We start from the raw sequence: 24,894 nt of genomic DNA, 5'->3' as shown, positions 1-24,894 counted from the left end.
TTAGTGGTTATTGGTATGAAGAGCCGTGTGAGGTGAGAGTCTCACGCACGGTTCTGTGGGAAGGTGAGGGTGCAATTCCCTTGCCTGACCCGATTGAAATTAAAATTGATTTTTAAAAATAACTTGAATTAAATTCTTTAAATTTCAAATAATCAGGAGGTAAGCAAGTCAAATATCAAAGAATTTTTCATTGCCTGCGCCATTGATTGTTGAAATGAAATTATTGGTAGCAATTAATAGACTTTTGACAGGGATTTAATTAAGCTACTATGAACTGATGAGAATATACCAATGAGCAGAGGACAAGCTAGTCAGGGTTATATCGACAAAGTGTTGTTGCCCAACATTGCTTGGGCACTTTGGCTGCTTATTCCCATTACTTTTGTTGGTTTCTATCCAAGCTATTTTTCAACACTTAAAGCACCTTTAATCATTCATGTTCACGGGGCATTAATGGTTCTATGGTTGGCTACCGTCATTATTCAACCCTGGCTGATCAAATTGCATAAAATCAAGTGGCACAGAAGTTTGGGCAAACTAAGTTATGTGCTTATGCCAACCATTCTATTGGTGGGTTACTTTGTGCTGCGATATGGTTATTTACGGGTTCTGGCTGGGGATGTGGTTGCTCCACCCGATTATTACCCTGAAGCCGCAAGTGCGGATTCAAAAGCAGCTGACTTTATAGTTATCGGTAGCCTTTATTTTTTCTGGCTTCTTACATATTATACTTTGGGAATTTTATTCAAAAAGAAAATTCAGGCTCATGCTACTTTTATGCTCGCAGCTGCACTGACCATTTTGGGTCCATCAGGTGACCGGTTTCTTGGTTATTTATACTATGGACTTGGTTGGGAATTTAATGCATTTGCTGAAAATTTTACCTTTGGAATCATATTTTTAATATTTGGCGCTTTGTTGGTTTATCATCATAAACATAAGCTAGATTTGTGGCCAACAATTACTGTGCTGGTCCTTCAATTGATAGGAGTATTCCTTTTTCACAAAATGCCTTTCCATCCTTCTTGGGATGGTCTGGCAAAAATGCTTTTTTCCCCCAACTAATAAGTTGGAAAGGGTTTATCTGGCTTTATGTTGTCTGGGCAAAAGCTATTCTGATATAAATTTGGTCAATGACGACTATTATCAATGGTAGACCCTAATTACATTATCGGATGCCCCTCTGTAAATGGCTTAGAAAATAAAACGGAATAATAAAAAACAACTACAGCTAAAATCACTAAATTTCAATGGAAATCAAGTTTCATGATACTGATCTGGACAACAATAGCTTAAAGGGTCAGCACCATTTTTGACATTGAATATTAAAATTCACCTGCCAAATTGAATGTTTGGCAGGTGGGTTTTAAAGGATTATGGATTAAATTCCTTATCCATCATTTCATCTACTTTTTCTTTTACTTTGGCACTTTGTGAATAGGCCACATAAATCTCTTGAAATTCCTGCTCCGACAATTTACTATCAGAAATCACTTTTTGGATTTCCTCCTGCATTTTCTCTTGGGTTGCCATTACTTTTTGTCCAGCATCATTGAATTGAGCCACTTCTTCGGGAGTTTCAACAGCATCCCTTAAATTACCTGCCTGCTGTGCTTGAGCCAATTGTTGGAATCTATCGATTGTCAAACCGCTGCTTTGAATGGCTTCCACCATTTTTTCCTGGGCATTTTCTTGAACGGGAATCAATGCTACATTTACTCTTACAAATTCCTTTAATTCCTCATCTGAGAAATCTTCTTTCACTTCCATTTGCCCAGGCAATTGTTGCGCAAAAGCACTGCTAAGAGAAAAAGATAACGTCAGGAATAGAAGAAAAATGTTCGAAGTTAATTTAGAATAAATCATAATTTTATTGGTTAGGTTTAATTATAAGATAGTAAAAATACAAAAATCAATCCATTAACATGTTTTTGGATAGTAATTTAAAGTTTATTAACAATTTATTATATTTTTGTTATACTTATTGTCGATAAAGTTAAATATTATATAAGCTTAGAGCATTTTAAAGATTTTTCTCAATAAACCGATGGGTTGTAGTCAAAAGCATTTAAATCTTTTTTGGTTTAAATTTGATCAGGATTGACTCTTCGAAAGGCAAAGAGACTTTCAGAGAAATAAATAGAAAAAAATATTCAATGATCAGTTATAATAACAAAACCTTTAGACCGATTCAAAATTCGGAGAATGGTGAAACATCCAGCGAAACCTTGTTTGTTTACAGGCAAGATGGAAATATTCTGACTTCAGAATATTCAGGAGGTAACATCATCAAAGGGCATCTAATAGGTATAGTCAACGCTGAAGGAAAGATCGATATGCGCTACCACCAAGTAAATAAGAATGGAGAAATAATGACGGGTACCTGTGTTTCTACACCTGAAGTATTGCCCAACGGAAAAATTAGATTACATGAGGAATGGAATTGGACATCTGGGGACGGTTCTTCAGGAAATTCAATTATTGAAGAACAATGAAAAACTAAATTCGCTTAAGATTTTTTTATCACCAGAACTTGCAATTTCTGGCTATGGATTGCTACATTTACCATTATGTTAAAAGTACATTATGAGGGTGGTTTGCTAAAGGAATACCTGATAATAGGTAATTGATCCAGACACCCGGAGATTTTAACATTTAGGAAAATGTACAGAAAGGGTAATGACTGTTGTTGAATCGTCATGCTGAGATTTTAAAATTTTGCATTTACAGATCATAAAATAGTAAAAGGTTTCACGCAGTGGGCGCAGCGAAGTCGCCGCGATTGCTGCGTGAAATAGCTATTTGTCATTGGTAGCAGAGCCTGCGGAGTCGAAATGCCCCGTAGCATTACGGGGCATCTCCTAAACTATGGGAGGTTCTTCTCTGCCTGTGGCGGATCAGAATGACGTAGTAAAAAGATATCATGTCCATTCACGAGATATAATAGTTTAAAGTTCAAAAAATATGTTGGCATTCCTAGGATTGATAACGATAGGAGTATTGCTTTTTTTGGTTATGGCCAAAAAAGCCTCACCCATTGTTGCCATGATTCTCGTACCCATCCTTACTGCTATTTTGGCCGGATTTCGCCTGGATATTTTTGATTTTATCACTGATGGAATCCTTTCAATTGCCCCGATAGGGGTGATGTTTATTTTCGCCATTCTCTTTTTTGGGATTCTGGCAGATGCAGGCACTTTCAGGCCTATCATTATAGGGATTTTGAAAATCGCAGGCAATGACCCGGCAAGAGTGGCAGTAGGTTCAGGTATTTTGGCCATGACAGCCCAATTGGACGGATCCGGGGCCAGTACTTTTCTGATTGCTGTTCCTGCATTTTTGCCTGTCTATGATCAGTTGAAAATGAAAAGATCCACCTTGGCCTGCATTGTGGCCTTAGCTGCGGGGACCATGAATATTTTGCCTTGGGGAGGTCCTACCATAAGAGCAGCCTCTGCCTTGGAGGTTCCTGTGACGACTTTATTTAACCCTATGTTATTTCCGGTGATCATGGGCCTGATTTCGGTTTTATTGATCGCTTTTTTTCTAGGTAAAAAGGAGCGGCAAGAAGAACAGCCCACTACAAGCACTGAAATGCATGTTGAAACCAGACATGACTGGGAAAGGCCAAAATTATTTTGGGTCAACATATTAATGATCCTGCTGGCCATTGTCACCTTAGTCTCTGGTCTCGCGGCCCCGCATATTATCTTCATGATTGCTTTTGCACTGGCCATTACTATTAACTACCCAAACATCCAAGAACAGGCGGAACATATTAATGCCCACGCCAAGGCAGTAGTCTTGATGGTCAGTATTCTCTTTGCAGCTGGTTGCTTTATTGGAATCATGAAAGGTTCCGGAATGATAGCCGCCATGGCAGCAGCAGCGGTTCTGCATATTCCTGAGTGGCTTGGGAATCATTTGCCAGCTTTAGTTGGCCTGGCAGCCATGCCGGCAAGTCTGTTATTTGATCCTGACTCTTTTTATTTTGGAATTTTACCCGTGCTTTCCAGTACCTCAGCCCAGTTTGGAGGTGACCCTATCGAAATAGGCAGGGCAGCTATCGTAGGCCAGATGACCACTGGGTTTCCGGTAAGTCCACTTACTGGAGCTACCTTTCTGTTGATCGGTTTGACGGGGGTTGATTTGGGAAGCCATCAGCGGAAAACCATTCCCTATGCTTTTTTAGTCAGCCTAATTATCCTTATATTTTCTTTTATAGTAGGGGCTATAACATTGTAATTCATGAAAAAAATCAGAATCGGAGGTGGTGCGGGATATGGGGGAGACCGGCTTGAACCTGCGCTAAAATTGCTGAATGAAGGAAATTTAGACTATATAGGCTTTGAATGTTTGGCAGAACGTACCATAGCCCTTGCCCAAAAAGAAAAGAAAAACGACCCGAAGAAAGGATACAATCACTTGTTGGAATATAGGATGAGTGCAATCCTTCCCATCCTACAGGAAAAGCGGACCAAAGTCATCAGTAATATGGGGGCAGCCAATCCGGTTCAAGCGATGAAAGTCACCCAGGAAATTGCCCGGAAAATGGGAATTAAAGGACTGAAAATAGCGGCTGTACTAGGGGATGATGTTTTGGATACCATTAGACATTCCTTGCATCTGCCTATACTGGAAACGGGTAAACCCTTGTCTACTATTGGGCCTCAGATTATTTCAGCCAATGCCTACATTGGTGTAGGGGGAATTGTTGAGGCTTTGAAAAATGGCGCTGATATTATACTTACTGGTAGGGTCTCAGATCCTTCTTTATTTCTGGCACCTATGATCTTTGAGTTTGGCTGGAAAATGGATGATTTTGAAAAACTCGGCAAGGGCACCATGATCGGTCATTTATTGGAATGTGCCGGCCAGGTATCAGGTGGCTATTTTGCTGATTTGAACAGAAAAGCCGTCCCAGACCTTTGGGATTTGGGATTTCCCTTTGCAGAATTAGAAGAGAGTGGAGATGGATTGATATCCAAAGTGACAGGCACGGGAGGACTGATCAATACAGCGACTTGTACCGAGCAATTGCTTTATGAAATACATGACCCTGCTCAATACCTGACACCGGATTGTATTGCAGATTTTTCAAAAGTAGAATTTGAAGCAATAGCAGAAAACTGTGTGCGCTTTAGTAAAGCCACTGGAAAAAAAGCTACGGATACTTATAAAGTAAGCGTCGGGTATAGTAATGGATATGTGGGAGAGGGGCAGATAAGCTATGGGGGGCATGATTGTATAGCAAGGGCCAGGCTGGCTGGCGAAATAGTCAAAAAAAGACTGGAAAGATTACCTCTTCAGGAAGTAAGGATGGATATCTTAGGTTTGAATTCCATTAGTCCAATGGAAACAGAACCTGAAGGCTTGGAGGAAGTAAGATTAAGGGTTTGTGCAAAAGCAGATACATTTGAAATGGCCAGACATATTGGCCAGGAAGTGGAAACGCTTTATACCAATGGGCCTTATGGGGGAGGTGGGGTAAGCCAGCAGGTAGAGGAGGTAATCTCGGTAGCTTCTGTGCTGTTACCCAAGTCAGCTGTCAATATCCATGTGGAATACTTAAATACTTAAGGGATGAAACTTTACGAAATTGCACATGCCCGAACCGGAGACAAAGGAAACATCAGCAATATTTCTTTGATCGTATTTGAAAAAAGCAACTATTCACTCATTCAGGAAAAGGTGACTGCTGATCGGGTAAAAGATTGGTTGGGAAAGGTAGTGAAGGGAGAAGTTAAGCGCTATGAACTTCCCCAGCTGGGCGCTTTGAATTTTGTGTTATATGAGGCATTAGGGGGAGGGGTGACCAGTTCAACCCAAATTGATAAACATGGAAAATCCTTAAGTGCCTTTTTGTTGGAAATGCCAATCTGAATTTTGTCTCAGGTCATTGTTATCATGGAATTTGCAGACCAAGGTGAAAATATCGACCTTTAGACTATTCAAAAAGCAGGAACCGATGCAAACCACACCAGAACACGACGAGCGAATGGCCAAAATGACTTTTGCTTCTGTATATCCCCATTATGTCAGCAAAGTGGAAAGAAAAGGCAGGACAAAAGAGGAATTGCATACTGTGATTTCTTGGTTGACAGGTTTCAATGACCAAGCATTACAAAGGCTTATTGATGAAAAGGTAACTTTCCAGGATTTTTTTGATCAGGCCAAGTTGAATCCCAATGCCCATATGATCACAGGAGTCATCTGTGGTTATCGGATTGAAGAAATAAGTAATCCATTGACCCAAAAAGTAAGGTATTTGGACAAATTGGTAGATGAATTGGCCAAAGGGAGGAAGATGGAAAAAATTTTAAGGGTTTGACGTGTTCAAACTACAGCCCAATAGCCCGGCACTTACGGGGGGAACCACTGATTTCAGCCCGATTTTCAGTGAATATGTAGTTAATGGAAAAACTTATGTTACACCGCTTCCTTCGACTTTCTTTGGAGCATTGGGAGCAGATTAATCAAATTTAAATTCAGCAATAAGTCGGTCATTGTGACCGACTTATTGTATTTTTATACTAATGATGGACGTATTCAAAACTTGCTGTACCTTATTGATAGTTTCCTTCCTTCTTGGGTGTGATAAAGGAAATGATCATGTCGAACCCAATGTGGATTTTTGGGAATCCCATGAACCTTTTGAATTGGAGTACAGTGCACCCTTGGGATTGACAGGTTCTGATAAGTTTCCCGAAATGGCAGATGCCAGAGGAGAATCAGATTTGATTGAAGCTTCAGGAATAGTGATCAGTACCGCTAATCAAGGCTACCTTTGGTCTCATGAAGACAGGGGCAATTCCAATGAGATCTTTCTTTTGGATGTTGCTACTGGGGAAACAGTGGCAAGTTATGAGTTAACGGGCATTTTTAACCGGGATTGGGAGGATATAGAAATCGGTCCCGGACCTGAAGCAGGGGCCAATTATATTTATCTAGGAGAAGTGGGTGACAATAACCGCGTATACAGAGACTATAAAATTTATAGATTCAAAGAACCTGTTTTCAATGAAGACCATAGGGGGAAAAAGACACCCATCAATAACCAAGATATTAAAACCATCACATTTAGATATCCAGATGGTTTAAGACATGATGTAGAAACATTATTATTAGACCCTTGGACCAAGGATTTATTTTTGGTAACCAAGAGAGACTTTTTCTCTATCATTTATGTATTGCCTTACCCTCAGGATACTGAGACGCCCATGGAAGCCATAAGGGTTGGCGAATTTCCATTTACCAGAGCCGTGGGAGGTAGTATTTCTTTGGATGGCAAAGAGATGTTGATCAAAACCAATGACTTTATCATGCACTGGGAGAGATTGGAGGGTGAAAATATAGTGGATATGTTTAAGAAAGTCCCCAAATTGGCGCCTTACAACCCCACTGAGCCTCAAGGAGAAGCCATTTGTTTCGATCAAAACAAAGGGTATTATACCCTAAGCGAGTTCAGTAATGCTATAGTTCCGGTGTTGTATTATTACAATCGGGAAAGGCCCTGATATAAACCCTTTAACTTTAAAAAATCAAATCTCTACTTAGGTTGAAAGCTAAAATGAGACATTTTGTGACACAATAAGGTTAATTTTATTAACACATTAGTGTTATTTAAAATAACTTTTTATATTAGTTGCTGTAAACATCTAGGATATGAAAGCAGCACACAAAATCAGCCTTACCCAAAAAGCCCTTCCCTCAGGAAATATTCAGGTGAAATTTTTTATAGAAGATGTCAAAAAGCCTATGTATGGTTATCTTCTGACCAATGAACCCAAACCCATAGGGGAGATCATTGCTGAAATTCAGGAAAGAATGCAACAGAGGAGGATGTCTTTATCTGGGTTGAATTCATTTTCTTTGAATAATCCTGTAAAAGATGATCATAATTTCTATCTTTTTTCCGCATAAAATTTAGCCATGGTACTCTCTAAAAATATCAGGTTCTTAAGGAACCAAAGACAAATGACCCAAGCGGAACTTGCTGAAAAGTTGGGACTTCAAAGGACCATGATTTCTGCATATGAAGATGGTAGGTCGGAGCCCAAGTTATCAGGACTTTCGGTATTATGCGACTTGTTTCAGATCAGTTTGGAGGAACTGCTTTACCATGACATAGAGGCATTGGGAAGAAAGGCCATCCAAAAGAAGGATATCAAAATCCTGACCATTGCTGTGGATAAAGATGATAGGGAAAACATCACCATGGTGGGGCAGAAGGCTTCTGCCGGATACCTCAATGGTTTTGCAGATCGGGAATACATGGAGTCTTTGCCCCAATTTCAGCTTCCAAACCTTTCCCAACAGGCCACCTATAGGGCTTTTGAACTGAGTGGGGACAGTATGCTGCCTTTAGTGCCCGGTACGGTGGTAATCGGTGCCTATGTAGAACAGTTGGACGGAATAAAAAGCGGGAAAACTTATGTGCTCGTTACTGCTACTGAAGGAGTGGTTTACAAAAGGGTTTTCAATTATTTAGAGGAAAACGGTAAACTCTTTTTGGTGTCTGACAATGAGCAGTACAGACCCTATGAGGTCAAGGGGGAGGAGGTACTGGAAGTTTGGGAGGCCAAGGCATTTATCAGTACGGATTTTCCACATCCAAAAGACAAATCCCAACCAGCTACGCTGGATGAGATTTCTCAGATGATTTTGGAATTGAAGGAGGAAATCAGAAAGCTTAAATCTTAATTATAGTTAGCTCTCCAACCAAGCTCCTAAAGAATGAATTTTATCGCTTCCCCAAAGTTTTATGGCTGGTTTTATTTGCAGTTAAGGTTTTAAGAAAAACCGCATTTTTTGTTTCCCTGTACTGCCTAGCCCTACATAAAACTTGATCGCACGGGCATTGAATTCAGGGGTTTGCCATTGGATGTTGAAGCAATTGTTTTCCCTGGCAACTTTCCTGATCCTTTCCATAATATCAGCTCCTATACCCATACTTCTTACAGATTCATTAAGGTAAAGGCAATCCATGTACAGGAATGGGGACGCATCCCAGGTGGAAAAATCAAAAGTAAAAGAGGTAAACCCTTCAGCCTTTCCGTTAACCTCTACTATCCAAACATTCAACCTTTTAGGAGAGCCGAAGATAGCTTCCTTTAATCCTGCTAATTTCCCTTCGGGAGAATATTCGGATTTTTCATAGGCGGCATGGGCCGCACACAGGTTGACGAGCTCGGGTAAGTCTTTTTCTTCACAAGGCCTAATGATGTAATCCATGATGTATTAGCTATTTGGTTTAAGTCACTTCAAAATGAGCAAAAAAAATCAAAATCTCCACATAAGAAGCAAAAAGTTTTAAATAATAAAATGAGATCATTTTTCACTTGGCCAATTGAAAAAAAATAGGCTTTTGTATTTTACTGGCATTTAGAAAGTTAAAAACCAATCCTAATGGAATTTGGAATCAATCCTTGATATTGTGGGGCCCAAATTGGGCAGATAAGCTGGATAAACTGTATATTTGATTTTATTCAATTATTTATAGATCAAGGTGATCAAACAATTTATCATCAAATTTTTCAAAATATCGGGAATTACGCTTGCAGTCTTCTTTCTGTTGGTGATGGGGGTTTTCTTGTTTTTCAGAAGTCCCTGGGGTCAGGATATTATTGTTAAAAAGTCCGTTAATATACTTTCCCGCAAAGCACAAACAGAAATACAAATTGAAAAACTATTTTTCACTTTCAAAGGCAATCTTTTTGTCAAAGGGTTGTACTTGGAGGATCAAAAAGGGGATACACTGATTTATTCCCAATCTTTGGAAACTGGACTTTCCCTGAAATCATTGATTATGGGAAATGGCATTGAAGTCAGTAAAGTAAAATGGGAAGGCCTAAAAGCTAATGTCAAAAGGGATAGTGTAAATGGTGTTTTTAATTATGATTTTTTAATTCAAGCATTTGTTGGTGAAGAGGATAAAATCCCAGAACCGGCAGTGGAGAAATCACCTCTGCCTAATATCAGATTAGGACCTATTGAACTGAATGATTTTGCCTTTTATTATGATGATCAGATTTTAGGAATCAGGACAAAGGCAGCTTGGGAAAGCCTTAGTTTAAAAACTAATTCCATTGATTTAAATGCAATGGATTTTGACATTGCAAATCTGGATATCAAAAACTCAAAGATTGATTATTTTCAATATAAGGATCTTCTTCCTCCAGAGGAAGATCCGGTTAGAGAAGGCCCTTTACCATTATTGGTATTGGACCAATTAAATATAGAAGGTACAGATTGGGCATATCAATCCCTGCCAGATGGGATCAAAGCTAAGATACAATGGAGTGATTTCCGATTGAGTTTGCCTGAGGCAGATCTTGATGCACAAAAGATCCTAATGAAGTATATGAGCCTTAAAGATGCCAATATTGAGGTAGAAATGACTGCATTTGAGGCTGCCAATGTTGATCATGAAAACCAAGAATCCCCACCTTCTCAATTTGAATTTCCAGATTGGTGGATAGAAGTAGGCAATATCGATCTTGTTAATAACCGAGTATTTTTTTCAGCTGACGGACAGGAATCCAAGGTTGGGGTTTTTAATCCAGATGTTTTGGAAATTGAATATTTAAATTTTTCAGCTCATGCCCTATCACTCTATGAGAACAAGTTAAAAATTGTACTTGATCAGATCAATATTAAAGAGAAGAGTGGTTTGGAACTTGAGAGCCTTAAAGGCTCTTTTGAATTAGAGGAAAACAGATTGAGCATTAAAAATTTTCAAGCTCAGACCCCACATACCTTGTTGGAAACTAACTTGGCACTTTCTTTTTTGGACTTGAATGACTTGATTCAAAATCCTGAAAATTCAAACCTTGAATTAAACCTCATTACCTTTCAGACCAATGCCTCTGAGGCTTTATATTTTCAGCCTGAACTTAAAAAAGATCAATATTTTGTTGAACTGATGCGTAAAGGTATCTCACTCAAAGGCAAGGTTGAGGGAAGTATAAACCGACTTCAAATCCCCCAATTTCAGTTGAAATACGGTCAACAAACCCGTGTTGAATTTGAGAAAGCAGTCTTTTCAGACATTTTGACTTCCGATCGCCTTCAATTTGATGTTCCACAGTTCCGGTTTGCCAGTAAAAAATCAGATCTAAAGCCATTTATTAAGGATTTTGATTTGAGTTTGCCGGATTCTTTCGTCATTGACTTCAATACAAGAGGATCCATAAATAATATAGTAGCTGATTTGAAGTTTATAAGCACAGATGGGGATATCTATTCTAAGATCGAGTTTTCCAATACCGGAGTTTATGAAGTACTGACGGAGCTGAGCTTAAGTCAACTTGATTTAGGAAAAATCCTAGAAGTGGAGGAACTCCAGCCTGTCACAATGCATACTTTGATAGAAGGCAAGGGATCCAGTCCGTACGATTTATTAGGTAAGATGGCCCTTACTTTTGAACAGTTAAGCTGGAAAGGTTTGGATTTTTGTGCCCTGGAAGTATTGCTTACGGCGAAAGACACTATGGTAAATGCCAATGTAGAATTGGATAATGAATTTTTGGATTTCGTTTTTCATGCCAATGCCAGCTTGGATAGTTTAAATCCTGCTTTGGATTTTTCGCTGGATTTAAAAAATCTTCAAACATATGACCTTGGATTTACCAAACAGGATATTCAGGCTAAAATGATGGTTTTTGGTAAAGTTAACGGGGTATTAAATGACCTGAGGGCGAGTGTTGATCTTGAAGATGCGGTGCTATTGTACCAGAAGAAACCCTATCCATTAGGGAAATTTCAAATAAAAGGGAGGTTAGCTGATTTCCTTACAGAGATGAGTATTCAATCAGATTTTTTTTGGGGAGACTTCAGGGCTAATGCATCTCTAGATGATTTTGTGGCATCTATTCTGGATTATTTTGATTATCACTTTCAATTGGATCGAGAAGATAGCGCAATGGTCAATGAAAGCATTGAGGCTAATGGGAAGTTTAGCTTTCATCCTACGCCATTTATAGATCAATTGTTGGTAACAGGTTTAGAGGATATGGACACCCTGAGGCTTGAATTTGGTTTTGATTCTAAAATGAGGGCGCTAGAGGCATTTCTCACTCTACCTTTGGCTCAATATAACCAAGCAGAACTTGATGGTTTTTATATTCAAGTTAAAGGGAATTCTGAGTCTCTTGAATTTGATACCGGTTTTAAGGGTATTCAAATCGATCCTTTGAAAATGGGAGAAACCTTTGTTTCCGGTAAATTCAAACAATCTCAAGTAAATCTGGATTTCTTTTCAAAAGATGAGGAGGGTGTTTTAATGGATGTGAAGTCCTTACTTGTGATTGAAAGTGATTCCTTGATTTACAGTATTATACCGGAAGGACTGATATTTAACAGAAAACCTTGGGAAATACCTGACAGCAACAGACTGGTTTTTGCACCTGAATTATTAGCATTTGATGATTTTTCATTTTACAGAAATGGCCAAAGTATCAGTTTCAGTAATCAGATATCAGGGATTGAACAGGAACATGCTGGCGTGGTCATGAGGGAATTTGAGCTTAATACATTTTTTGAATTCCTAAATCCGGGTGAATCTCTGCTCGAGGGAAAAGCAAATGGGGAATTGGTTTTGATCAATCCTTTTGGTGCATTAGGTTTAATGGCGGATTTAAGAATTGATGGAGTACAAGCGTTGGATATTCCTTTAGGCAACCTTCTATTAAACGCAGAAGCCGAAACCTTGCAGCGGTATAATTTCCTTCTTGCCATTAAAGAAGGTATGGTAGACCTTGACCTTAAAGGTAAATTTTATGCAGATTCCACTTCTTCAGTTTTGGATATGAGCTTGGCCTTGAATTCCTTGGAAATGGCTATATTGGATAAGTTTACTGGAGGGGAAGTCAGGGAAGGGAAAGGATTTATTTCTGGTAAAATTGATTTGAAAGGGACTGTTCAGGAACCAGTGTATGAGGGCAACCTTGTTTTTAATGAGGCTTCATTTTTGATTTCCCAATTGAATAACAGATTTTTTATGAACAAAGAGTTCATTGAAATAGACAATTCAGGATTAACATTTAACAGGTTTACCATTCGGGATGGGGACCAACATGAATTCTTAATTGACGGGAAATTATTAACTTCTTCTTTTTCCGATATAGGATTTGATTTGAACCTAAATTCAAAAGATTTTACCGTTTTGAATTCCACAAGGGCTGATAATGATCTGTTTTTTGGAAAAGCCAATGTGGACTTGGGAATGACCATTAAAGGTACCTTGGAACTTCCGGAAATAGATCTAAGGCTAAAAGTCAACAGAGGGACAAATGTTACTTTTATTGTTCCTGAAGGTCAATTGGAAATGATTGAAAGGACTGGAGTTGTCATCTTTGTAAATCAAAAGGATCCATATGATATTATGTATCAGAGGGAAGGAGAAATGACTACTCAAGGACTTACAGGTTATGATTTGAAAGCCAATCTGAAAGTAGATCCTCAGACGGTTTTTAACCTGATAGTCGATGAAAGGACAAATGATAACTTGAGGCTTCAAGGAGAGGCGGACCTCAATATGTTGATGGACCCAAATGGCAATATTTCCCTTTCTGGACGGTATGAAGTAAGCAGTGGGCACTATGAGTTAAACCTTTTTGGCCTTGTCAATAGACGTTTTGAGATTTCCGAAGGAAGTTTTGTTTCCTGGAATGGGGATCCATTGGATGCGAATTTGAATTTGGTAGCCATCTACAATGTGAGAACTTCAGCAGCTGAATTAATGCAGGCCCAGATCAGTGGCATTGATAATGAAAGCAGGGGGCAGTTCCGTCAGGTTTTGCCTTTCAAGGTTTTTTTGAAGGTAGGTGGGGAGATTATTCAACCTGAGATTTCATTTGAATTGGATATGCCGGAACAAGATCGGGGAGCCTTTGGCGGCACTGTGTACAGCATGTTGCAGCAGGTAAATGATAAGGAAGATGAACTTACCAAGCAGGTGTTTTCTTTATTGGTTTTGAACCAGTTTTTTCCAATGGCCGGTAATGATGGTTCAACAGGGGGCTCGGTCAATCTTGCAAGATCCAGTGTCAGCCAGGTGTTATCTTCACAGTTAAATGCCTTATCGGATAAGATTTTTGGAAAGACTGGCTTTAGTCTTGCAATGGATCTGGATTCTTATACAGATTTTCAATCAGGTGATCCACAGGATAGGACCCAATTGAATGTTGCGGCACGCCAATCCTTGATGGATGACAGGCTTGTTATTTCTGTAGGAGGCCAGATGGATATGGATGGCGGTAACCAGAATGTCAATCAGGGGGATGCCTTATTTGGAGATGTGAGTATTGAGTATCTACTCGACACGAGGGGGCAATGGCGGGCCAAAGCCTACAGGAGAAATCAGTTCGAATCCATCATTGATGGCCAGTTGATTGTAACAGGTATAAGTTTCATTTTCAATAAAGAGTTCAATGCTTTCAGGGAATTGTTTATTCCATTACGCAAACTGGAAGCAATTCCAGCCAAAGAAGAAAATAAAGAATCTGTTAATGAAAATGGTGGGAATTAAATGAGGATCAAAAAATACATAGGGCTTTTTTTTCCATTACTGATTTTTTCATGTAGTGTTAAAAAGTTTATTCCAGAAGGAGAACAGCTTTATACAGGATCAACAATTCAACTGGAATCTGATTTGTCAAAAAAAGAAAGTGAGGAAATCCAAACAGATCTGGAAAAACTACTCAGGCCTTTGCCTAACAGTAAATTACTTGGAATGAGGTTTGGTCTTTGGGCTTATTATAAAGGACAGAAAGAAAAGCCAGGTTTTATCAATAAGTTTTTGAGCAAAAAATTTGGGGAGAAACCTGTGTATTTGGGTCAGATCCAACCGGAAAGAACTTCCAATATTCTTCTGAATAGACTTGAAAATAAAGGGTTTTACTTTTCCTCTTCCATTTACCAAATCACCGAAAAAGGAAAATTTGCAAATCTTGAATATCAGGTCCGGATTTCGGATCCTTATATTCTTGAAACGTATCAAATTTTAGGGGGGGACTCTCTACCCATAAATCAGGAAATTCAAATGCTGATGGGTAGGACTATTATGAAAAAAGGTTCCCGATTGGATTTGGATGAATTGAAGAAAGAAAGGGAAAGGATTGACCGTGACTTAAAAGCAAGAGGTTATTACAATTTTAACCCTGATTTATTGATTTTTGAAGCAGATACCAACCATTATGAAGATAGAAAATTCGATTTATATCTGCGCCTTAAATCAAACACACCAATCAAAGCAACCTTTCCCTATAGCATAGAGCATATCTATGTTTTTCCGGATTACAATGTACACCTCGACAATGGGGATGGGGATACAGTAAGCGTTAGTGGGATTGAGTTCATTCAAAAGCCTGAAATATTCAAACCGGAACTGTTACAAAAATACATCTTATTCAGGGAGGGTTCGAAATTCAATCCGGAAATTTCTAGGACCACCTCCAACAGGCTTTCAAATATTGGTAATTTCAGATATGTCAATATTTCTTATGATGTATCAGATACTGTTTTGAGAGAAGATGGAACTTATCCATTAAAGGCCAATATTTATTTGTCCCCTCTAAATAAGCGTTCAGTAAGAGCAGAAATTCAAGGTTTGACAAAATCCAACAGTTTTGTGGGGCCTGCTCTGCTTTTAGGTTACCAAAATAGGAATCTCTTTAGGGGAGGGGAAATATTCAATTTGACTGGAAAATTTGGATATGAAGTTCAGTTAGCTTCGGGAGATAGGGAAGCGCTGCAATCCATTGAAATGGGGCTGACAGGTAGCCTTGTTTTTCCTAGAGTCCTGTTTCCTGTACCTGTAATGAACCGGTTTAGGTATTCCATTCCTAAAACAAGAATCAGTGCAGGATATGAATACCAGAACAGGACTGATTTGTACCTGCTCTATTCCTATAACACCTCATTTGGGTATTTTTGGAATGTCAACAGATTTGTTTACCATGAATTCAATCCTATCAGCTTAAGTATTGTCAATTTGGCAAGGACTTCGCCGAGATTTGAAGAAATATTGAATGCGAACCCATTCCTCAGAAGAAGTTTTGAGCAACAGTTTATTTCTGGGATGAATTATACTTTTAACTATAATCAGTTAGCTGACCCTGATCGAAAAAACGCCATATTTATTGGAGCTACTGTAGATTTTGCAGGTAATCTTTTTAGAGGTCTTAATGCGTTGATAGGATCTGAAAACCCCGGATCCATATTTGGATTGGAGTTTGCCCAATATCTCAAAGGGGATATTGACTTAAGGTATTATAAAAAATTCTCTGCGGAAAATGTTTTGGTGAGCCGGATTTTTGCAGGATTAGGTGTTCCTGTTGGCAATTCACTTTCTCTTCCATTTGTCAAACAATACTTTGCCGGAGGCCCTAGAAGTGTAAGGGCATTTAGAATCAGAGCATTAGGTCCAGGTACATTTATGCCTCAGGATACCAATATGGGAGGTTTTTTTGATCAGGCCGGTGATATAAGATTGGAAGGTAACCTTGAATATAGGTTTCCTTTTAATAAATATTTAAAAGGGGCATTTTTTGTGGATGCAGGTAATGTTTGGTTATACAAAGAAAACGATGCGCTTCCTGGGGGTAAATTCACCAATAGTTGGGCCGAAGAATTGGCCGTAGGAGGAGGATTTGGTCTAAGGTTAGATATTCAGCTTTTTGTAATCAGGTTGGACACAGCAATTCCCTTACGGAGACCTTGGCTTTTGGAAACAGGTCCCTGGCAGGATCGTATATGGCTGGGCAACAGGGATTGGAGAAGAGATAATCTTGTATTCAATTTTGCCATTGGGTATCCGTTCTAGAAATTTATTCAGACAATTCCCTTCAAACTTTTATCAGAGATTTGCTTTTCAACTCATAGGAAAGTTTATTGCATCCATTGAGGGCTAGGCAATAAACTATAAAATAGGCTATTTCATGCACAGTTTTTTAAAAAATACCGCAAAGGAAATATTGGAGCAGCATTCCTCTATGGAGGATTTGGTAATTGTTTTGCCGAATAGAAGAGCAGGTTTATTTATTACCCAGCATTTAGGTACTTTGATCAATGGACCCATTTGGATGCCTGAGGTAAAGACAATTGAGGAAGTTTTTTACCAATTTGCAGGTCAAAGACCAGCTGATAACCTTACTTTGATTTTTGAGTTGTATAAGGCTTACCAAAGCCTAAATGCAGACGCGGAGAGCTTTGATAAGTTTTATTTTTGGGGAGAAATGATCCTGAAGGACTTCAATGATTTGGATCAGTTCTTGGTAGATGCATCCAAACTGTACCATCACCTATCTGAAACAAAAGAATTAGAGTCTGATCTTAGTTTTTTGACAGATTCTCAAATTGATTTGATCCGTCAATTTTGGCAGTCTTTTCAAAAGCAGGATAAAAAGCACCAGGAGAAATTCTTAAAATTCTGGCAAATTTTGGGCCCTCTTTATCAAAGTTTTCATGCGGCCTTGGAAGTGTCCGGTCTGGCTTATTCAGGGAAAATTTACAGAAAGGTGGTGGCCTCGCTTGACCAAATAAGCAGACCTGAAAAAAAATTTCTTTTTATAGGCTTCAATGCATTTACAGGAGCAGAAGAAAAACTGATTAAACATTTCATTTCAGAATTTGATGCAGGAATCTATTGGGATGTTGATGCTTATTATTTAGAGGATAAGAACCAGGAAGCAGGCTTATTTTTTAGGGATTATCAAAATGATAAGGTTTTTGGTCCAACATTTCCTAAAGACATCCCTCAGCATATCCGTACTAGGAAAGCCAAAATCCAATTCTACGCCACGCCTTTGAAAAGCAATCAGGCCAATTTGGTTGGCTCAATCCTGGAAGAAGCCGGAGGAGAAGAAAATTGGGAAGAGACTGTTGTAATATTGCCTGATGAGCAAATGCTTTTCCCAGTATTACATACACTTCCACCATCCATTTCCAAAGTAAATGTAACAATGGGGTATCCCATCCGGAATGCTCCTGTATATGCTTTTTTAGAAGCTGTGCTTGAGATCCAAAAGTTTATAAAAGTGGAACAAGGAGTTGTTTATTTTTATCACCAACAGGTTAAAAACTTACTTTCTTCAATATACCTCAAATCCGCTAATCCCAACTTTGTTAAGGACTTTTTGGTTCAGATGCAAGTTCATAAATTAATACATGTACCAATGGAAAAACTTCATGAAGGTGGAGAATTCTTTCAATTGGTTTTTTTAAAGCTTAACCCTTCCGATTTGTTCAGCTATCTTTCTACTTTGATCCAGTCACTGGCCTCTAAGTTGGAAGATGATCCATTGCAGCTTTCTTATTTGTTTCAATGTTTCAAACAACTTAACCGATTGGGCGAAATTTTGGAAAAGCAGGCAAATCAGCCTTTGAATCTTGAGTTTTTGATCCGCATTTTCAGACAGGTTTTCAGAGAGGTAAAACTGCCATTTGAGGGAGAACCATTAGAGGGGTTACAGATTATGGGGGTACTTGAATCAAGAAATCTTGATTTCAGAAGGTTGATCATCTGTAATATGAATGAAGGAAGTTTCCCCCCTTCAGGTGGGATGAATTCAATGATTCCTTTCAATATCCGTAAGGCATTTGGAATGCCTGTCCAGGAGCAGAACGATGCAATTTATGCCTATACATTCTACAGGTTGTTACATAGTGCTGAGGAAGTTCACCTGATTTATACTTCTACATCAGATCAGGGCAAGTCTGGAGAAAAAAGCAGGTATATCCATCAAATGAATGTAGAGATGGATCTGGACTCAGAAGAAAAGATAGTTTTTGTTCCGATTGGCCTGAAAAACACTACTGAGATCATTATACATAAGAATGATGAAATCATGGGGCGATTGGACCAGTATAAAGTGGATGAAAATGGATTTAGCCAAACTTATTTTTCACCCTCAGCGCTTAATGTATTTCTGGACTGCAGGCTTAAATTTTACTTGAGATATGTGGCAGGGATCAATGAGAAAGAAATTGTAAATGAGGAAGTTGATGCTGCTGTTTTTGGGAATATTGCCCATTATAGTATGGAATTTTTGTATAAAGGATTTATTGAAAGGAAAGGGCGCAAAATCCTTGAGAAAGATGATTTCGAGGATTTAAAAAGAAATTGGGTGCATCCCTCAATCGAGAAAGGCGTGCGCAAATTTTATAAACTGGAGGAGGACAAAGAAAGCATGTTAAATGGACAAATTGCAATAGTAAGAGATGTTCTTCATAAATACATAGTTAGGCTTTTGGAAATAGATGAAGCAGCAGCGCCATTCCAAATATTGGCCATGGAAAAGGAACATGCATCAGTTTTCCGGGTAAAATCTGCCCATGGAGATTTTAATGTAGCTCTGAAAGGGGTCATTGACAGGGTGGATCAAAAATCAGGAGTAATCAGATTAATTGATTACAAATCTGGTGCTGATAAAAAGGATTTTGGAGATATAAGTTCACTTTTTGACAGAAGTGTCAAAAAGAGGAACAAGGCTGCTATGCAGACCTTATATTACGGTTTGCTTTATCAGTCTATGTTTCCTGATAATGAGCAACCCTTAAAACCCGCAATTATCAATTTTAAAGAGATTTTCAAAGAGGATTTTAATCCTTATTTACAGGATAAGGGAAAAGAAAAGAGTGGGCTAGAGGTGAATGATTACAGGGACTATCAGGATGAATATGAACAGCAATTAAATGAACTATTTATTGATTTATTTGATGCATCTATCCCTTTCAATCAGACAGATGACCTTGAAAAGTGTAAAAACTGTACATTTAAAGAGATCTGTGGAAGGTGAAAATTAATCGCAAAGCATCAAACCAAGTATAGAATAATTTAAAGCCAAATCAAATTCAATTGTTTAGTTAAAATTTGATTTCTGCACTTTTTTGAGCCAATAAGGAAACATAGTAGCACTTCGGAGGAATGATATTCCACCTGTTCAATTTTTTACTACTGTCTGCACAGCAGGATCAAGATGGTTTAAAGCTTCAGTTTATGAGACAACGTTAAAAATAAAAATCCGAATTTTTACCTATATTAATGAATGGACCTGTCAGGTTGCATCCCGTTTTTTATTTTCCCGTTCTTTTTCTTTTCCCTGGGATTTCTTCTATAACCTGCATAAACTGGTATTCATCCTCTGCAAGAATTTGTCTTGAGCCTTGATCAAAAACAATGTTTTTGTAATAAATTGGAAGAAGGTAATCTCCATTTTCATCCATTATTCCATATTTATCTCCAAACCTTACTAAGATTTTATTGAGCTCTTCTCTTCTAATTTCCTGGAATTTTGGTTCAATAATTTCTTTTCCATCGGGAGCAATCAAACCAAAAAGGGTATTGTTTTCAGAAATGAAATAATTATCTGCTCCTAGGGAAATTCGGTCATAGGATTTTTCAATTAGTAACTTTCCAGTCCTATCCACAATATTCTGCTTTTCACCGGTCCTTACAATGGCCAATCCTCTACGAAACTCAGAGATTTGACTGAATTGTGCAGGGACGATAATGTTACCCCACTTATCCAAAATACCCCATTGTCCATTGAGCTGGTATGCCGCTAGCCCTTCATTGAATTTTTTGACTTGATCAAATTGCGCAGGAATGAGCCATTTGCCTGACTTATCAATGAAACCGTATTTTCCTGATTTCATGGCACCATATATTCCTTCATTTCCAGGAAGTATTTTGTCTACCCCATCCACAGGATGAACTTCCCATCCATTTGGTCCCAGAAGTCCTATTTTTCTATCTCGCATCAGTACATTATAATATTTGTCCCCGATGTTATTGACTTTCTCCATACCCACTTGATCTAGGAGGATTCCATCATTCTTCATGACTCTCCTCAATCTTCCATGAATATATTCCAATAGCACTCCGTCCTCCAATGTAATCTTATGGTAGGAAGAATAGGAAATATTGGCTTTTCCTTCCCTTCCCCTTATCAGCATGTATTGGTTGCCATCAAAAGCATAGAAATAATCATCTTCCAAATGAACAATATGATCAATTACAGGCTGAAGAACATATTCACCTTCCCTATTGATCATTCCGAAACCAGAAGATTCCTTGGAGATTATAAAGTTCTCGTTGATTTGACGGAGATCTTCAAATACTTTATCGGGGTTTTTTGAAAGGGGTAATAAGTAACCTTGACTATTTTTTGCAATAACCTGACCATTGGTAGCCAAAATAGCTTTTTCAAATGAACCAATAAATGTGGTTTCCTTTGTTGAATGGTCATAGACCCAATATTGATTTCCTTTTTTTGCCAATAAGCGAGTGAAAAAGGTTTGGATTTCATCATAGTCCGTAGGTAGAATGTTTTCACCGTACTCATGGAAAGCCCCCAGTCCATTATTCCCTCTTACAATTAGCCAAGGTTGATCATAAAATTCAACTTTCTCTGCCTGGAGGTTGATAAATGGTTTGTATTCCCGGCTCAGTAATTTAACCTCATTATTCGCTGTACTGATTCTGACAGATTCACTCAAAACAGCAATCTGATCAAATTCAAGCCTCGATTTTAATTTTAGGTTTTGATCATAGACCTCGTAAGTCTGTGATAATGATTCTGGACAATTCGATAATATCAATGCTGTAATCAAAACAGCTCCCCAACACCTGGTACACTTCATATATTTTTCTAATTACGGCCTAAAATAAAGGGATTGTCAACGTAATTCAAGGAGCGAATACATTTTATTTTAATATTGAGGTCTGAATGGAATTTTATAAAAAACAACCTGTGAAACAAAAATTCGACTTGAAGCAATTTATTGTAATTACAGCCTTCTTTTTGGCGATTGGCTTGATGGCTTATGTTTTTCCAAGGGAGGATTTTTATTTCAATCTGGTTGCCTATGTCTTAGCCTTCGGCGCGTATTTATGGTTGGTCAAAATGGCCAGGAAAGGTGATTTTTCACTTAAAATAGGGATTGTGGTAGGTATTGTTGCCAGGTTTTTTTTACTCTTTGCGATTCCAACCTTATCCGATGATTTTTACCGGTTTTTATTTGATGGACATTTACTGTTGAAAGGATATAACCCCTACCTAATGCTCCCTAAGGATTGGCTATCTTTTCATGTGGAAGAATCAAATGAATTTCTGCAGGATCTTGTGGCAAATATGAATTCATCCACTTATTTCTCTATCTATCCCCCATTGCATCAATTGATTTTTGGAATCGCAGCCTTTTCAGGAGAGTCACTATTTTGGAATATTTTTGTTCTTCGTTTGATTTTGATCGGCTTTGAATTATTGAATTTACTTTTTCTTCACCAATTAGTCAAAAAATGGAATTTGTCTGAATACAAAGTATTGTTATACATACTTAATCCATTGGTAATCATGGAGCTGACGGCAAATCTTCATTTTGAAGGGATTGTACTTGCTTGCTTATTGGCTACACTGTATTTACATGAACAAGGGAAAAAGAAGTTTGCCCTGGTAACCTGGGCCGCAGCAGTGGGCATCAAGCTCAGTCCCCTGATGTTTGGTGCATATATTATGAGGAGGTTTTATCAAATGAAGCAGCTTAAATTGTTTATTGGTTATGCTGCATTTTTACTATTCATAACCCTGGGAATATTACTTTACAGAGAATCCTATCTCAATTTCTGGCAGAGTTTCAGATTGTATCAATCCAGTTTTGAATTCAATGCTTCCGTATATTACCTGATTAGATGGATTTCAGGTTTTTTCATGGATTACAATCCCATCGTATATGTAGGTCCATTTCTCAATTTGTTTGCTTTATTTCTGATTTTGTTCCTAAGTTTTTTTTATAGGCTGGACAATGGAATGGACTTGGCCAATGGAATGGTTTGGATTTACCTAATTTATCTACTTTTGCAGACAGTAGTACATCCTTGGTATATCATTCCTGCTTTTGGGCTGAGTATATTAACCAAGAACAGGGTCTTTTTGGTCTGGTCAGCCTTTGTATTTTTGTCTTATGGGGCTTATGATGGAGTTGAAGTTGAAGAAAAATGGTACTTTTTGATTTCTCAATATGTCATTGTTTTTGGTTTTATTATTAACTACCTGAAAAAGTCCCTTCATTTAAAAAGTGGTTTGATTCATTTGCGGGCTTAGTATATTTGCTCCAAAATATCAGAAATCATAATGAAAAGATATAAGTTCTTGCTTGCAACATTGTTTATAATATTCCACTATTCCTGCTCTAATCAGGACAGGAAGTCTGTGGAAATAATAAATAAATCCATAGCATTCCATGGAGGGACGGAAAATTGGGAAAATATCCAATCCATTTCCATGGTAAGAGATATCTGGATGTTTGAAGAGAATGGGGACGCTGAATCTTATGTCCGTCAGGAAAATGAATTTAGACTTAAACCTTACTTTGAAGCCAAAATGTCTTGGGAAAAAGACAGTATTCAGCACAGGGTCATATTTGATGGTATAAAAACCCAATATTGGATGGGAAGCAATGAAATCCAAAATCAAGGCTTTCTTCAGGCAAAAAAAAGGGAAATGGATGCTGCATTCTATGTCATGACTAAGCCATTTGATCTATTGGATGATAAAAAGTACTTGAGTTATGAAGGGAAATCAGAGCTATCCGGTGGAGTGGTTGTAGAGAGCATTAAGGTGATAGATGGGGATCCAAAAGATCCTAATACGGATATCTGGTGGTATTTTTTTGATCCAAATACTTTTGAATTGGTAGCCTACAAAGTGAAAACATCGGATCATTTTAGCTTGGTATATAATTTGGGCTGGGATAAGAGCAGCGGTGTCTTATTGCCTGCAAGAAGAGAAAGCTACAGGGTAGATTCCCTTGGGAACCATTTGTACAAAAGAGCCAGTTATGGCTATGGACTTTATAAGGTCTATAGGTGATTACTTTCTAAAGCTTGTCTTAATACCTAAAAATATCATTTATATGAGAACTCTATTGTCTATTTTTGCCATTTCCATATTTATATCCTCATGTGTTCAACAGGGAGTTGACAAAGAAGCTCAGCGAATAGTTGACCAGTCAATAAAAGCCCATGGCGGAGCGCTTTATCAGGAGGCCCTCATCAGTTTTGATTTCAGGGAGCGTCATTATTCCATTTTCAAATCTCCTTCTAAATATGAATATATCAGGGAATTTACCGATAGTACAGGTTTTGTAAGAGATGTGCTGAACAATGATGGATTCCAAAGGACCGTAAATGATACACCCGTGGATTTGCCGGAGGACCGAATCAGGGCATTCAGTAATTCAGTTAACTCTGTAGCCTATTTTGCATTTCTTCCTTATGGATTAAATGATGCAGCAGTTATTAAAACGTACCTGGGAGAAACTGAACTGGAAGGTAATTCCTATCATATCGTTAAAGTAACTTTCCGACAAGAGGGTGGTGGAGAAGATTATGATGATGAATTTTTGTATTGGTTTCATAAAGAAAAGTATACAATGGACTACATGGCATATTCTTATCATACAGATGGGGGAGGAGTAAGGTTCAGAAAGGCAATTAAACAACATCAAGTGAATGGATTACTGCTTTTAGATTTTGAGAATTATAAGCCGGAAGAGAAAAACACCTCAGTTGATAAGATGGAGGGTTTGTATAAGGAGGGAAAACTCGAACTTTTGTCCGAGATCCGAATGGAGAATATTAAAGTTTCTTTCTGAAAGCTTAAAAAATTTATTCCATATAAAGCCTGCCAATACTCAATGGGCAGGCTTTTTTGTGGATTGCAGGGATAATAATATTGGGATTTTCGGGGATAGTTATAATCCATTCTGAATTTTGGATGGAATACAAAGCTGTCTTGTCAAAAAATGATCTTTTTATTTCATGGAATAAAAGAATAGCGTTAAGATTTTGCCTTTGTTAGTATTTTCCTCACTTTTTTATTCGGTCATCGC

Annotated in this window: 19 protein-coding genes; 16 read left to right on the top strand and 3 right to left on the bottom strand. The window is 38.1% G+C overall.

Translation table 11 applies throughout. The features are described 5' to 3' along the window. Positions 1-291: 291 nt before the first annotated feature. Positions 292-1,065 (top strand): hypothetical protein, encoded by a 774-nt coding sequence (locus tag CLV48_RS16345; RefSeq protein ID WP_106568354.1) that lies wholly within the window; start codon positions 292-294, stop codon positions 1,063-1,065. Between the two features lie 309 nt (positions 1,066-1,374). Here the strand turns inward: CLV48_RS16345 and CLV48_RS16340 are convergent, their stop codons facing one another. Then, entirely contained in the window at positions 1,375-1,866 is a 492-nt protein-coding gene (locus tag CLV48_RS16340) for a DUF4168 domain-containing protein (RefSeq protein ID WP_106568353.1), read from the bottom strand. A 290-nt stretch (positions 1,867-2,156) separates the two neighbouring features. Between CLV48_RS16340 and CLV48_RS16335 the strand changes: the two genes are divergently transcribed. The 9 genes from CLV48_RS16335 to CLV48_RS16300 all read left to right on the top strand — a co-directional run bounded on the left by CLV48_RS16335 (position 2,157) and on the right by CLV48_RS16300 (position 8,703). Then, a complete protein-coding gene (locus CLV48_RS16335; protein WP_106568371.1) occupies positions 2,157-2,495 on the top strand; it encodes an avidin-fold protein in 339 nt (112 codons plus the stop codon). Between the two features lie 469 nt (positions 2,496-2,964). Then, positions 2,965-4,245 (top strand): CitMHS family transporter, encoded by a 1,281-nt coding sequence (locus CLV48_RS16330; protein ID WP_010610402.1) that lies wholly within the window; start codon positions 2,965-2,967, stop codon positions 4,243-4,245. Positions 4,246-4,248: 3 nt separating this feature from the next. After that, complete coding sequence (locus CLV48_RS16325) at positions 4,249-5,580, top strand: acyclic terpene utilization AtuA family protein (protein ID WP_106568352.1); 1,332 nt, start codon at positions 4,249-4,251, stop codon at positions 5,578-5,580. A gap of 3 nt (positions 5,581-5,583) precedes the next feature. After that, positions 5,584-5,883, top strand: coding sequence for an AtuA-related protein (locus CLV48_RS16320; protein ID WP_010610400.1), 300 nt, complete (start codon positions 5,584-5,586; stop codon positions 5,881-5,883). Positions 5,884-5,968: 85 nt separating this feature from the next. Continuing rightward, positions 5,969-6,331, top strand: a complete 363-nt coding sequence (locus CLV48_RS16315) for a DUF2200 domain-containing protein (RefSeq protein ID WP_106568351.1) — start codon at positions 5,969-5,971, stop codon at positions 6,329-6,331. A 1-nt stretch (position 6,332) separates the two neighbouring features. Next, on the top strand, positions 6,333-6,476 hold the full coding sequence (locus CLV48_RS20585) for a hypothetical protein (protein ID WP_170069042.1): 144 nt from the start codon (positions 6,333-6,335) through the stop codon (positions 6,474-6,476). 60 nt (positions 6,477-6,536) lie between these two features. Next, the gene (locus tag CLV48_RS16310) at positions 6,537-7,517 is read left to right on the top strand and encodes a hypothetical protein (RefSeq protein ID WP_106568350.1); all 981 of its coding nucleotides are present in this window, start codon (positions 6,537-6,539) and stop codon (positions 7,515-7,517) included. A gap of 148 nt (positions 7,518-7,665) precedes the next feature. Next, positions 7,666-7,923 carry a hypothetical protein gene (locus tag CLV48_RS16305; protein ID WP_010610397.1) on the top strand — a complete coding sequence of 86 codons (258 nt, stop codon included), beginning with the start codon at positions 7,666-7,668 and terminating at the stop codon, positions 7,921-7,923. 9 nt (positions 7,924-7,932) lie between these two features. Next, on the top strand, positions 7,933-8,703 hold the full coding sequence (locus CLV48_RS16300) for an XRE family transcriptional regulator (protein ID WP_010610396.1): 771 nt from the start codon (positions 7,933-7,935) through the stop codon (positions 8,701-8,703). A gap of 81 nt (positions 8,704-8,784) precedes the next feature. Here the strand turns inward: CLV48_RS16300 and CLV48_RS16295 are convergent, their stop codons facing one another. Then, positions 8,785-9,234, bottom strand: a complete 450-nt coding sequence (locus tag CLV48_RS16295) for a GNAT family N-acetyltransferase (protein WP_106568349.1) — start codon at positions 9,232-9,234, stop codon at positions 8,785-8,787. A 274-nt stretch (positions 9,235-9,508) separates the two neighbouring features. On the opposite strand from CLV48_RS16295, the gene CLV48_RS16290 reads away from it, so the two are divergent. From CLV48_RS16290 to CLV48_RS16280, 3 genes are all read left to right on the top strand, one after another. Next, positions 9,509-14,530, top strand: coding sequence for a translocation/assembly module TamB domain-containing protein (locus CLV48_RS16290; protein WP_245889588.1), 5,022 nt, complete (start codon positions 9,509-9,511; stop codon positions 14,528-14,530). Next, positions 14,531-16,825: a translocation and assembly module lipoprotein TamL gene (gene tamL / locus CLV48_RS16285; RefSeq protein WP_106568348.1), complete on the top strand. Its 2,295-nt coding sequence runs from the start codon at positions 14,531-14,533 to the stop codon at positions 16,823-16,825. A 115-nt stretch (positions 16,826-16,940) separates the two neighbouring features. Further along, positions 16,941-19,799: a PD-(D/E)XK nuclease family protein gene (locus tag CLV48_RS16280; RefSeq protein WP_106568347.1), complete on the top strand. Its 2,859-nt coding sequence runs from the start codon at positions 16,941-16,943 to the stop codon at positions 19,797-19,799. 277 nt (positions 19,800-20,076) lie between these two features. On the opposite strand, the gene CLV48_RS16275 is transcribed toward CLV48_RS16280, so the two are convergent. Next, positions 20,077-21,645 (bottom strand): WG repeat-containing protein, encoded by a 1,569-nt coding sequence (locus tag CLV48_RS16275; protein WP_106568346.1) that lies wholly within the window; start codon positions 21,643-21,645, stop codon positions 20,077-20,079. Between the two features lie 110 nt (positions 21,646-21,755). Here CLV48_RS16275 and CLV48_RS16270 point away from each other — a divergent pair, with 110 nt between their 5' ends. From CLV48_RS16270 to CLV48_RS16260, 3 genes are read left to right on the top strand one after another with little or no spacing between them, the layout of a single operon-like run. Next, the gene (locus tag CLV48_RS16270) at positions 21,756-23,105 is read left to right on the top strand and encodes an MptA/MptB family glycosyltransferase (RefSeq protein WP_245889587.1); all 1,350 of its coding nucleotides are present in this window, start codon (positions 21,756-21,758) and stop codon (positions 23,103-23,105) included. A gap of 30 nt (positions 23,106-23,135) precedes the next feature. Then, positions 23,136-23,873, top strand: coding sequence for a hypothetical protein (locus CLV48_RS16265; RefSeq protein ID WP_106568345.1), 738 nt, complete (start codon positions 23,136-23,138; stop codon positions 23,871-23,873). A gap of 43 nt (positions 23,874-23,916) precedes the next feature. Continuing rightward, positions 23,917-24,657 carry a DUF6503 family protein gene (locus CLV48_RS16260; RefSeq protein ID WP_106568368.1) on the top strand — a complete coding sequence of 247 codons (741 nt, stop codon included), beginning with the start codon at positions 23,917-23,919 and terminating at the stop codon, positions 24,655-24,657. Positions 24,658-24,894: the final 237 nt, after the last annotated feature.

It is taken from the genome of Cecembia rubra, assembly GCF_003014575.1.
Taxonomy (GTDB): Bacteria; Bacteroidota; Bacteroidia; order Cytophagales; family Cyclobacteriaceae; genus Cecembia_A; species Cecembia_A rubra.
The sequence above is the reverse complement of the archived record's forward strand: the minus strand, read 5'-3'. Positions and strand labels throughout refer to the sequence as shown.